This is a genomic window from Endozoicomonas sp. ALE010, assembly GCF_049310165.1.
Classification (GTDB): domain Bacteria; phylum Pseudomonadota; class Gammaproteobacteria; order Pseudomonadales; family Endozoicomonadaceae; genus Endozoicomonas.
Genome location: NZ_JBLYNV010000093.1, coordinates 1 through 12,866, shown reverse-complemented (window position 1 = coordinate 12,866; position 12,866 = coordinate 1). Strand labels below are relative to the sequence as shown.

The window sequence follows — 12,866 nt, the reverse complement described above, 5'->3', positions numbered from 1 at the left end:
CCATTGCCAATCTGGAGAGCTGGTTGCAGCATCATGGCGAGCAGGTGCCGCAGGCCGAAGCCGAAGCACAGGCCGCACCGGAAGGCTGGGCAGATCATCACCAGAGCTATACGGACCCATTGACCGGGCAGTACCACCCGCCCGATCCGAAAATGGAAGCTCCTACAGGGTGGGATGACCATAACCCGAATGATCCTCCCGGTGGTGGCGGTGTGTCCGATATGCCGGGTGCCCGTCCACAAGATTTCAGTGACTATGACCAGCCAGCCTGGCAGCGCAACCGACCCGTTAATCCGGCAGAGGCTGTACGGTTTGGCCAACGCTATGTGGAGACTGCCGACCCTGCTAACAACATGGAGCAGCCGAGCCAGTGGCAGGGGCGAACCGTGGGACAGGAGGGGCAGTACCCGCGCAGGCAGCCAATGGATACCCGCACTGTGGGTATGCCTGAACAGGAGCAGAAGCCGGTACCAGAGAAGCACCGCTGGAAGAACCGGACAGTCACCAGAGAAAAGTCTCCGCCAGTCGAACCCCGACAACAGGCCCTGCCCCATTATCCGCAAGCCGACTTTACCGGCAACCGCCATGGCAACGTATCGGCCAATCCTGATCAAGCACAGCAGGACAGCCAGCAGCGCCGTGCTGATCAGATCGACAAGGCCCCCAGCCAGCACCCTGGCTCCCCGGAGTACACCGGCGACCCCGATCAGGACCTGACCCGCTACACCGAACGGATGAACAGCCTGAACCGCCTGTTCCGTTCGTTCAACTGGCGCAAAGGGGATACCGGCAAGAAGCGCCGCGTCCGCAGACTGATCGAGAACCAGCGCAATCTGGAAATGAAAGCCCGTAAAGGTGGCCGGGGCTTTACGCCGACCTCCATGCAAGAGGCATTGGCCAACCTGAAGGCCATAGTAGAAAGCGGGGAAGGTATCCGTTTTGAACGGGAAGTGCAGGCCATCGAGGCTCGCCAGCGGCAGGAAGGGATGCGACTCACTCCGCAGCAGAAGTCGGGGACGCCCTCTGGAAAAAAGCCGGTACTGGGCAAGGCCGACGAAACGGTGATGGCCGATGAACGGGAAGTCAGCACGCAGTATGCCCTCTATGAACAGTCCGACCTGATCACCAGTCATAACGACACCGGCAGGGTCAACCCGGACTACCCGGCAGAACTGCAACCGAGGGATCGGGCAAGGCAGGCCAGTGAAACCCAGATCCGGGGCATTGCCAGCAAGCTGAACCCGAAGAAACTCGGCGCTAACCCGCTGGCCAGCAGTGGCGCGCCGATCATCGGCAGTGACCGGGTGGTGGAAAGCGGCAATGGCCGGGTATCTGCGATCCGCAAGGCATACCGCCTTTATGGGGACCGGGCTGAAGCCTACCGCCAGTACCTGAAGGACAACGCCGAGGCCTTTGGCCTGAAGCCGGAGGCTATTGACGGCTTCAAAGAACCGGTACTGGTGCGCCAACGTCAGGGCAAGCTCGATACCGAAGACCGGGTATCCTTTACCAAGGAGGCCAATAAGCCCGAAACCGCTACGATGTCCCCGGCGGAAAAAGCCAAGCTGGACGCCAGCCGTATTACCCAGGAAGACCTTAACCACTTCGATACCGATGGCACGGGCGACTTGCTGCACCGCAGTAATGACACCTTTCTTGCCCGGTTCGCTGACCGGCTCGGTGACGAATCCGCAGAGCTGAAGACCAGAGAGGGTCACTGGAATAAACAGATGCGCGACCGGGTGGAGTCGGCCCTGTTTATGAAAGCCTACGATGATGAACGGTTGAACAGCCTATTTGCCGAGGACGACAAACCGGACCTGAAGAACCTGATCAAGTCGCTGGCTATGGCGGCACCGCATTTTGCCAGGGCCAAGGGTATAGATCCTGAGCTCGGTGGCTATGGTGTTATTGATTCACTGGTGGAAGCCAGCCGTATCCTGCAAGACAGCCGCAACCGTGGCCAGTCGGTGGACGAGATTCTGGACCAGCGTTCCCTGCTGGACAGTTTTAGCCCGGAAACGGAACTGTTCGCCCGCTGGCTCGATGCCAACCTGAACAAGTCAAAGCAGGTGGGGCAGGCACTCTCTGAGCTGGCCAGCCAGATTGAGCAGTACCTCCAGAAGCAGGGGCAGGCCGGTGGGGATATGTTTGGCAGCGAAGAGGCTACGCTGAATAATCTGATCGAGCAGACCAACCAACAACTGGAGAGAGACTATGGCGACAAGAGCACTCCGATCAAGGACCCGAAACAGGCCAAACAAACCGGACCTGTTCAAGATGCTGAAGGCAGCAACGGAAAAGGTGAACCGGGAGAACCCGCAGGGCGAGCAACTGAGTCTGCCAGAGAAGCCCAAAGGGATGAAGTAGACGACCTGCTGGATGCCGTTGATGATGGCACCCTGGACAGTGATGAATGGACGGATGATGACTTTGCGGGGATTGAGGAAGGCAAAGGCAAATACAACAGCCGCAATGCACCCCACTATTCGGTGCCTGGGATCAAGAGTCTGGGCGGTGCAGAACGGGCGGCTGTCAAGCGGTATCTGGATGGCCGGGAGGATAAGGCCGGTATTGTCGCGCGGTTGAAAAAGCTGGCCGATACCCCGTGGGCAAGGAAGACCGTGCAGTCCATATTGATCCGGCAGACCATTGATGATCTGGTGGGTTGCTTGGAAACCTGGGCAAAATCCGATCTGCGCTACGGGCATCTGTTGACTCCAGAGCAGAAGAAGCAGATGCAGGCAGCAAGGGACAAGATACTGAAGGCACAATCCGACTTCGACAAATTGATGAACCAGGGGGCAGATACCGAGCCGGAGAAAACGAACAACAAAGCGGAGTAGAAGAACGTAAGCGCCGTGGCAAAAAATCGAATCTGGAAGACGCCGGTCAGAAAGACCTGTTCGCCTCCCCTGATCTGTCCGGTGAAGAACGCAAGCAGCAAATCATCGAGAACCAGCGTGTTCTGGTTAAGCACGTTGAAACCGGCACCATAAGGGCAGGCACCGACACCATCCACACCCACAACGACCTTGCCCACTTTATCGCCCCGATCCGCAAGCTGGCGCAGGAGGAAATGTACGCCATTGTGCTTGATGGCAACGACAAGGTAATTAATGTCATCAAGCACAGCAAAGGGCAGAAAGCCTCTGCCTCCGTGTCACCCTGGACACTGGCCGGTGCAGTGGTTGCCACACCGGATGCCAAAAGCGTCTGGTTTGCCCATAACCATCCGTCCGGTGATCCTGAGCCAAGTACCTCCGATGTGCATATTACCCACAGCCTGAACGAGGTGCTGGACGGCAGTGGCATAATAAATATGGGTCATGCTGTGGTGGGTATCACCGGCCACGCCAGGATTATGGATGCCGATGGCACGGTGCAGACGGGAACGGTGGCACCTAAACGCATGGCTCGCAATAAAGCATTCCCCATTACCGAACGGCGACTGCGCTTTAACCGGCCTCACATCAACTTCAGCTCACCGGAAACGGTGCGGCCCTTTCTGGATACGATCAGTCGCAATGCCGTGGTGTTGCTGGACAGCAAATACAATGTCACTGGCGTCTTGCCATTGTCGGACAGCGACCTGAAGACCCTGCGACACCCTACGGATAACCCCCAGGGACGGGGGAAATCCCACCAAGCGCCGGGAGCGCGGCTGGGGAACCCGGCGGCTGCCCGGATTATGACGGCACTGGACAGCACTAACAGTTCGTCGGTCATCCTGAAAAGCAGTGGTTCACCACTGGCCATGAAAGGCACCCGGAACCTGATCAACTTTTTCAACCGGGGCGACCGGATTAATGTGCTGGATCACTTTACCGGCAAGGAGGGTGATTACCAGTCAGCCGCTGAACAAGGCTTCCCCGACCTGAACGAGGGAGGCTCCTTCTACGCCCTGCGCAAAGACACCAACGCCAAAGGCATCCAGTCCGGCCCACTGCGGCTGAAGCTGAAGCCGCTGGAGCAGAAACTGGGTCAGGCCATCCATGTATTGCAGTCTGAAACCGAACTGCCCTCACACCTTTACCAGACAGTCATCAGCGACAAGGCACAAGGCCGGGTGCGGGGCCTGTTTGACCCGGACTCGGGCGATACCTACCTGATCGCTGCCAACCTGGACAATGTGGGCGAGGCAACCCGTACCGTCCTCCATGAACTGGTAGGCCATAAAGGCGTCCGTGGTTTGCTGGGCAAGCGGCTGGATACCGTGCTCGATGAAATCCACCGGGATATGAGCGACCGGCTGAAGCAGGCACTGGCCAAACGCTACGCCCGGCAGATGGAAGGCAAGAGCGAAGTGGAAGCCAACCGGATCGTTGCCGAGGAATACCTGGCACACCTGGCGGAGAAAGACCCGAAAAACGGCCTGTTGACCAAAGTGGTCAGCATGATCCGCAATGCCCTGCGCCGGTTGTTCCCCAACATCAAGTGGACCGATGCCGATGCAGTGGAGCTGCTCAGTGCTGCCCGTGGGCATCTGAAGCGAAATGGCAGCTTTAATCCCAACGGTCCGAAAGGCAACCGCTATAACGATGCTGGCCGTGCGCCCACTTTTTACTCTGCCGTAGAGCGCAGTGCCGCCGCAGTGAAGTCGGACAAGCTGCCTGCCCAGAGCTGGCTGAATGCCATCAAGAAAGGCGACTTTGTTCAGGATGAGGAGATCAGATGGCTGGGTCTGGATCTATGGCTCGATAGCAAGCAAGGAGAAAAGCTCAGTAAATCTGATGTACTGTCGTTTATCCGCGAGAATGAGGTCAGCATCGCAGAAGACCTGGCGACTTCAAATACCGCAGCCAATGAAGAAGAGCTGGAAGAGCGTCTGGATGATATGCGTCGACGGTTTATTAATGAGCGTATCGGCGATTATGAGCACGGTTACCATCTGGATGAAATAGAAAACGCCCTGAACACTGCCAGGGAGGAGCTATGGGACAGCGAATATGAATACAACTATGACGAACTGAAAGATCGCTACGAGCACGAAGCCCTGGACGACCATGAGATAGAAAGCCTGCTGGATGAGGACGGCAATCTTATTGCATCTGCTCTCCATGAAGAAGCCACCTGGAGAGCCAATAACAGCATCGAAAATACCGACAGCAAAGAGCTGGTCACCGATCACGTCAGCTATCAGGAAAAAGAAGAAGCGGCACTGGCCGTCTGGGAAGATGAGCGGGAAAGTGATGCCCGGGATGATCTGGAGGCTGAGCTTCGTGATGAGGCCGGTGTCCGTTACCGGGAGTACACCATGGCCGGAGGGGAAGACTACTCCGAACTGATTCTTACCCTGGAAGACAACCGCACGATTATTCCCTCAGACCCTGACCAGAGAAACCGGAACCCGCTGGCTCATGTACGATTTCAGTCGTTTAATCAAAATATTCATGGGCGAAACGAGAAGATCCTGTTTATTGATGAGGTGCAAAGCGACTGGCATCAGGACGGGCGGGCTATCGGCTATCAGACTCCGGAAGCTGCGAGGCAACATCAGCAACATGGGAACCGGATCGCAGAATTGAAAAAAGAGAAGGCCAAAAAGACCGATGAAGAACAGGCCGTGGTCACCCGGCTTTACCAGGCCAAAGACAAACGGGATGAACTGTACGAACGGCTGTCGGATGAAGAAGGCTGGAATGACTGGGGTGATGAAGAACTCAGGGAAACACTGCAAACCGAAATCGATCAGACCATCAGCACCATTGAGGAACTGACCCATCGCAAGGCCCGGTTACTGGATGAACTGAAAGCGCTGGAGCAAGAACTCCAGTCTCTCCATAGCGGCAAGGCACCCAATATTCACCGTATGGTGCCCGACGCTCCGCTGAAAGAGAACTGGCCCAACCTGATTATGAAACGGATGATCCGCCATGCTGCTGAACAAGGCTTTGACCGGATCGCCTGGACCAGTGCCATGCAACAGGTGGAACGGTATCCCGGTCTGGGTCAGGTGGTTCGGGAATTGCGGGTATATCCCCGGCTGAATAAAGAAGGCGTCGTGCAAGATTTTGAGCTGGAAGCTAAAGACCGCAATGGCGTCACCCGCAGTATGGTGGCACCCGAGTCGTCACTGGCAGACTAAGTAGTTGGCCAAATGGAATCGTATATTTCTGGCTAAGTGGGCAGTTACTATGCAAGGCGCAACGTAGGGAGCATAGCCGTAGCTATGTGACCGGAGTTGCAACGCCGCAGAGTGACTGCCCACTTAGTCAGAAATATATGATTTCATTTGGTTAACTACTTATATCGGGCATCGTCTGGCGGAACTGGCCCGGGAGAAAACCAGAGACGTTTATGAAACGCTGAAACAGGAGCGCAGCCAGTGGTCAGCAAAGCAGGATGCTGACGATGAGCAGAAACGCTGGTTTCTTCGGGCTGCCAATGGCGATGCCCTATACACCCAGGATGATGAGTTTCTGTATTTCAACTCCGAAGCTGAGGCGATTCACCAGATTGATCAGACGGTATTTGCCGAGCATAGCGAAGAGTTCACCCTGGAAGGTATGAATGAAGTGGTGGGTATGGATGGCAAGGGTATGCGTGAGTTCTACGACAAGCGCCTTGCCAATTACATGAAGAAATACACCAGGAAATGGGGAGCGAAGCTGGAACCCATTGAGATGGCGTTCCATCAGGAAAAGTATCCCTATGAGAATAAGCAGGACAAGGTGTGGTCCGTGACCGTCACCGACAAAATGCGCGACTCGGTACTGAAGGATGGCCAGCCGCTCTTTTCCCTGAAAGATATACCCGACGATGTGCTGTCAGTGATCAAAGATATCCATGGCGGTATCAATCCAAAAAGTAAGCTGGACCGGCTAAAAGAGCAGTGGGATTCCCGCACCCTGGTTGAACATATCCAGCGGTGGCAGGTAGAAGCCAATCAGGGAATATTGAACCGTTTTGCCATTGTTGAGCACAATGAAAAACAGTTGAATGATGGCAAGTTGCTGGATGCTGCCCTGTCCGCCAGCAAAGCAGCGTACCTGAGCCGGAACTCGGACAGTGTCACAGAAGCGGTGCTGTTTAAAGGCACGCCGATGCTGAAAGACGGCAGTGTGATAATAAAGCCCAACAGCCAGGGGATTGTGGAGGTGTTTACCCCGGTGGCCGAGCGGGGCGAACTGGAAACCCAGGAGGTCTGGGCAGGCAGTATCCGGGCGAGGCGGATTATCGATGAAGACAAGGCCGCCAGAGCCAAAGGCAATCAGTTGCTGGTCCGGGGGCAGGCCATGAAAGAGACTCTGGATGCCATTGCTCCAGATGAGTATCAAGGAGGGCGCTCTGCCTGGAACCGTGATCGCAAGCAGATGGAGAAAGACCTGAAACTGGGTAAGGATCTGAATCAGCAGAGCAGCGAGAATCTGTACGACGAACAGAAGATAAACACCATCCAGAACTGGGTAGACACCCAGCCGCAGTTGAAAGCCCGGTTCAATAAAGTAAAAGACAGCTATCAGGCCCACAATAAAGACCTGCTGGACTTTATGGAGGCTTCCGGTCTGCTGGATAAGGACGTTCGCAAACTGTTTGAAACCGACGACTACCTGCCCTTCCATCGGGTACATGACCTGGAAGCGAAGGAGCAGGATGGAAGCCGCATCAAAAGAGGATTATCCGGCCAGAAGTCAGGCATCCGGAAACTCACCGGAGGTGTGGAAAAAATCGCACCACTGGAAGCGATGGTTCGTAATACCCGAGCGATGATCGATGCCGCTTTCAAGAACATTGCCCAACAGCGCATTGTGGAGGATGGGGTGCGCCTGGGTGCGTTGGAAAAGGTGGAAGCTGCTTTCACCATGACTGATCAGGAAGTGGTTGAACGACTGCGGGATATGGAGCTGGATACTAACCTGACACCGACCCAAATGCGTCGCTGGAAGGCCCTGTTACGCGCCTATGTGGAACCGGGCAATGGCGTGATCAGCGTATCGGTTAACGGTAAGCTGGAATATTATCAGACCAAAGACCCACTGTTGTATGCCGCCATTCAGGATCTGGGCGCACCGGTCCATAACGCCTTTGAGAAGCTGATTGGGTTCCCTCGCAAGGTGCTCACCACAGGGGTAACCTCACTGCCGGATTTTTGGCTGCGCAACCTGTTCAGGGATACCCTGTCCACGGCGGTGCATATTGCCCCGGAGGTAAATGGCAAACCAATGAGGCTGAATCCGGTGGCCGGTGCGGTCAGAGGTTTCCGAAAGTCATTAAAGGAAGATGAAACCCGTTGGGCGCTGGCCATGGGTGGCGGCATGAGCGGCAGCGGCTATTACACCATCAATTCGGATAATGTCCGCAAAAAACTGTCACCGGAAGAGCGGAAGCGAATCATTAACCGCCCCGGACAGTTGTGGGATTTGTGGAAAGGGTTCGGTTCCCGTTTTGAAAACGCCAACCGGTTGCACGTCTATGAGCGTGCCATCGAACAGGGCGGTTCCACTGCCGAAGCAGCCTTCCAGTCTCTGGATGTATTGAACTTCACCCGCAGCGGCCAGTGGCCATTGATCCGGTTTATGGTGAACTCCATTCCGTTTTTTAACTCTCTGTTGCAGGGAGTTAACCGGCTGTGGCGGGGAGTTAACCGGCTGTGGCGGGGCATCAAGCCGGGTAATACCTGGGATTTGTCGTCCTTTTCCGGTTCGGTGATTTTCCGTGGCCTCCTTTACGGCATGGCCGCCTGGGCATTGATGAAACACTACGAGGACGATGACCGATACAAAGAACTGACCAATGATGACAAGCTGGGGTATCACCACTTCTGGATCGGAGAAGGCAAGGAGGGCCATTACCGGATACCCAAGCCCTTCGAAGTGGGCGCCATCTTTGCCACCCTGCCGGAGATTATCACCCAGAGCCTGGATGGCCATGAGGATATGAAGTGGACCAAGGATATGATGTACGGGCTGGTGATGAATATCTTTAATCTTGACCCCATCCCGCAAATCATCAAGCCAATCTGGGAAGTGTCCGAAAACCGGGACCGCTTCCGTGACCGGCCCATTCTCCCCATGCGCTTGCAGGACCTGAAGCCAGAGGCACAGTACGATCCTTACACCAGCGACACCCTGAAAGAGCTGGTGCAGTGGATACCAGAAGAAGCGCCGGACTGGATGCGTTCCCCCAAAAAGCTGGAGCATCTGATCAGGGGCTATTTCGGGTCGCTGGGCAGTTATACCCTGATGGCCGCCGATGCCATGACCCGAAAAGCAACGGGCGCTGCCGACAAACCAACACCCACTCTGCAAGACAACCCATTACTGGGCAGCTTTGTGCGAGACAAGGTGACCAACCGTAACCGTTACACCGATGAACTGCACGAGATGACGGTGGACATTAACGAGATCGCCAACAGCATCAAACGCTACCAGGAATCCGGCGAAGTCCAACGAGCCAAAGATCAGGAGCAGTCTGCCGCCGCAAAGCTGAAGCATAAAGCAGGACTCCAGAAGGCGAATCGGGAGATAAACAAGCTGAGAAAAGAAGTGCGCCGGGTGATGGAAGACCGGTCGATGAACTCTGATACTAAACGGCAACGACTGAATACTCTGCACGAGCGGATCAACCAGTTATCAATGAATGCGGTCAAGCGATACCAGCAACCCTTTCACTGATCAGCCTGTTTTTTCTCCTGCTCTTCGGATGCCTGATCGCGAGTACCTTTGACGGAGGTCATCACCGCTTCAGACTCATCCCGTGAGAGCTGCAGAACATGAAAGAGGAGAGAAACCAGCTGAGAGACCTTGGCGAGCCAAATGTTCCTTTTGTTCATAATATCCGACCTTCACCACCCCTTGGTAACATTTTGATTTTAAACGATTAAATATCGTGCCAACCATATATTCGAATAGAATATATGGTTCAAAATCAGATGATTACGTTATTTTGGTGGTGAAAGTGGGTAATATACGTCCATTTATTGTAATTGTAATTATTGGCCGTGTAAGAAGTGTAAAATATGGGCATCGGCTGCATCCTGCCAAACAAATACCACTGTAAACTGTTCGATGGTACTATTTTATGCCTATGCAACTAGACATTGAGTGTCGTTCAAAAAAGGCGTTACCCGACTATTCCTGAAAATGTCTGGGTGGGCGGTAGCGTAGTTGCGGATCAGGAAAGTGTTGCAATGTTTTTTTGATTTAAGGCATTGGGTAGGACAAGCATAAAGCCGATTGTTTCTGGTCAAGAAAATGTAGTGTGTAAAAACCAAGACCCCATCGTTTTCCCAATGGTTCAGGTAATTAAAATGAACGACACCCATAGTAAAGTTATCGGTTATGTACTTTGGATTTTCGGTTTTCTTGGCGCCCACCGTTTTTATTATGGCAAACCAGTAACAGGGACTATCTGGTTGCTCACCCTTGGTCTCTTTGGCATTGGCTGGCTGATCGATCTTTTCCTTATCCCGGCCATGGATCGGGAAGCGGATTTTCGTTTCCATAGTGGCCAGTATGATTACTCTGTTACATGGATATTGCTGGCATTCCTTGGTGTATTTGGCGTTCACCGTATGTACCTGGGGAAATGGATATCGGGAATTTTGTATCTGTTTACCATTGGCTTTCTTGGTCTTGGTGTTATTTACGATTTTTGGACGTTAAACGACCAGATCTCGATTAAAAACAGTGCGAATAGTTCTGCATCAGAAAACTGAAAAAGTGGGTTGAAAATTTTAGGGCAAGAATTTAGAGGCAGGTTTTTAATCTTGGATTCGTTCAAGATTCAAGACTCGACCCCGGTTTCTGCGGTTTCTGCAGTAAAAGTTAGTTCGTATATACAGAAAATCAACTGAATGGTTAATCTGTTGTTTTGAATGAAAATAAAGCAATCTTTAATCACACGGGTTGCTTGACCGAAAAATATACGAATTACAAAATACGAATCAGAAGATATAGCCTATAGAATGCAGAACGTTATGTAAGTCCCGCTGTATGGGGGGGTATCGGCTGGTACGTATATCGAATCTACAGTATGTTATGCGAAACTGATTCGTGTAACCCACTTTCACCACCAAAATAACGTAATCATTTGATTTTGAAGCATATATTCTATTCGAATATATGGTTGGCACGATTTTTAATCGTTTAAAATCAAAATGTTACCAAGGGGTGGTGAAGGTCGGGTGTAAACGACTGTTATGTGGCCTAAGTCAACACCAGAGTAAAAACATGAAGTTAAGAATAAATATTGTTGGTGCTTTTGCAGAAGAAAGATTTAAAGGAAATTCAGCTGCTGTCATCATCTCTGAAAAGTGGCTATCTGAAGAGTTGATGCAATCGATTGCCACAGAGAATAATCTGTCAGAAACAGCATATTTGGTTAAAGCAGGCGATGAAAGCTACGCTATTCGGTGGTTCTCTCCGATTACAGAAATTGACTTTTGTGGTCATGCAACGCTTGCATCAGCCTCAGTTATTTTCAGTGACAATCCAGAAATCACTGAGATAATATTTTCAGCTGAAGCAATTGGAAAAATGATCATCACAAAAACGGACGATGGTTATATTCAGATGAATTTCCCAAACAGAAAACCATCTATCCCTGAGAATGTTCCAGCAGAGCTACTTAACGGATTATCGATCAAACCGTCAAAAGTATTGTTAAACGGTCAAGCATATTTTGCTGTCTATGAGAATGAAAGTGATGTTCGCAATGTAGCCCAAAACAAAGAAAAACTTGAACAGCTCGCTCCATACGATGTTGTAGTTACGGCTCCTGGAAAGGAGTATGATTTTGTATCAAGGTATTTCTGGCCTGCAAACGGTGGCGATGAAGATCCAGTTACAGGGTCAATCCACACTGGTCTTGCCCCATACTGGTCAGAGCAGCTTGGTAAAACACAACTTCTTGCATATCAAGCATCAAAGCGTGGTGGTGTTGTATCTTGTCGCGTAACTGAAGATAGGGTTTATATATCAGGTAAAGCTGTGCATTATCTCGAAGGTTTCATCAGCATCTGAGCGCATCGGCCACATAACAAGAGCATCCAGCGGACGGCGCTAGCCGCGCAGCCGCTTATGCAGGCGTTAGCTGCTCCAATAAATCGAGGCAACAATGTTTTGGCCAATATTTTTGATTTGTTTTTTTTCAGGGGTTGGAATTGCCTACATGCTAATTCGACAAGGCTCCTGGATATTATTTTTCGGTTCCATTTGCTTAACAGTTTATGGAGGGTTAGTAGCACTTGAATCGATACGTCAGGGAAGTAATTTAAATAGTTCGAGCTTCGAATATACAGGTCATGCTCTATTGCTGTTTTTCTCTGTACTCGGAGGTGGGCTTGTTAGTACAGCCCTGAGCGAGATAAGAAATAATATTAAATCATCACACAATTCATCAAGAAACTAAAAATAAAAATGAAATATCAGAAAGTATTATTCTTCGGTCTACTATTTTTGTCAATTTTCTCATTCGCAGAAAGTGACTATCAGAAAAATAAAGCTCACAATAATGAACTTGTAATGATAAAAAGAGAGGATTACATAAGTCTTGTTATTGGCAATTACGTTAATGGCAAAAAGTCATATGACACCTCAGCTTGGGTAACAGGGAATACAATCCGTATAAAAATATATCGAGATACAATGAACCTTAAACCACAGTATTTCAGCTTCAAACAAACCCCTGAAGAACTGAAAAAAGAAATTGAATCTCACTTAATAAACATAATGCAACTTCATGGCTGGGATAGCCATTATAGTCTTGATGTATCAATATCTACTAAGGGTTAATCTGCTGGCATAAAGCACAATATTGCAAGTTCACGCAGCTAAATCGGGTAAGGGCTGGTCTTTCTCCAACCCTCCCCACAGCACCCGGCATGCGGGTCCGCACCGGGCGGTTCAACGATGATGGTGAAA

Annotated in this window: 7 protein-coding genes; 6 read left to right on the top strand and 1 reads right to left on the bottom strand. The window is 51.7% G+C overall.

Going from position 1 to position 12,866, the window contains the following annotated elements:
- The 3 genes from ACO6UY_RS22715 to ACO6UY_RS22705 all read left to right on the top strand — a co-directional run.
- Window positions 1–2,846 (top strand): hypothetical protein (locus ACO6UY_RS22715; RefSeq protein ID WP_422491360.1); only part of this gene is annotated, 2,846 nt, incomplete at its 5' end.
- The gene (locus ACO6UY_RS22710) at window positions 2,774–6,088 is read left to right on the top strand and encodes a JAB domain-containing protein (protein WP_422491361.1); all 3,315 of its coding nucleotides are present in this window, start codon (window positions 2,774–2,776) and stop codon (window positions 6,086–6,088) included. The genes ACO6UY_RS22715 and ACO6UY_RS22710, both read left to right, overlap by 73 nt.
- Before the next feature lie 421 nt (window positions 6,089–6,509).
- Window positions 6,510–9,617 (top strand): LPD38 domain-containing protein, encoded by a 3,108-nt coding sequence (locus tag ACO6UY_RS22705; RefSeq protein WP_422491358.1) that lies wholly within the window; start codon window positions 6,510–6,512, stop codon window positions 9,615–9,617.
- Here ACO6UY_RS22705 and ACO6UY_RS22700 read toward each other — a convergent pair.
- Window positions 9,611–9,775 (bottom strand): hypothetical protein, encoded by a 165-nt coding sequence (locus ACO6UY_RS22700; RefSeq protein ID WP_422450698.1) that lies wholly within the window; start codon window positions 9,773–9,775, stop codon window positions 9,611–9,613. The genes ACO6UY_RS22705 and ACO6UY_RS22700 overlap by 7 nt on opposite strands.
- Window positions 9,776–10,252: 477 nt before the next feature.
- Here ACO6UY_RS22700 and ACO6UY_RS22695 point away from each other — a divergent pair, with 477 nt between their 5' ends.
- The 3 genes from ACO6UY_RS22695 to ACO6UY_RS22685 all read left to right on the top strand — a co-directional run bounded on the left by ACO6UY_RS22695 (window position 10,253) and on the right by ACO6UY_RS22685 (window position 12,737).
- Complete coding sequence (locus ACO6UY_RS22695; RefSeq protein ID WP_101746164.1) at window positions 10,253–10,660, top strand: NINE protein; 408 nt, start codon at window positions 10,253–10,255, stop codon at window positions 10,658–10,660.
- Window positions 10,661–11,174: 514 nt separating this feature from the next.
- Window positions 11,175–11,966 (top strand): PhzF family phenazine biosynthesis protein, encoded by a 792-nt coding sequence (locus ACO6UY_RS22690; protein WP_422491356.1) that lies wholly within the window; start codon window positions 11,175–11,177, stop codon window positions 11,964–11,966.
- Between the two features lie 396 nt (window positions 11,967–12,362).
- Window positions 12,363–12,737, top strand: a complete 375-nt coding sequence (locus ACO6UY_RS22685; RefSeq protein ID WP_422491354.1) for a hypothetical protein — start codon at window positions 12,363–12,365, stop codon at window positions 12,735–12,737.
- Window positions 12,738–12,866 lie beyond the last annotated feature (129 nt).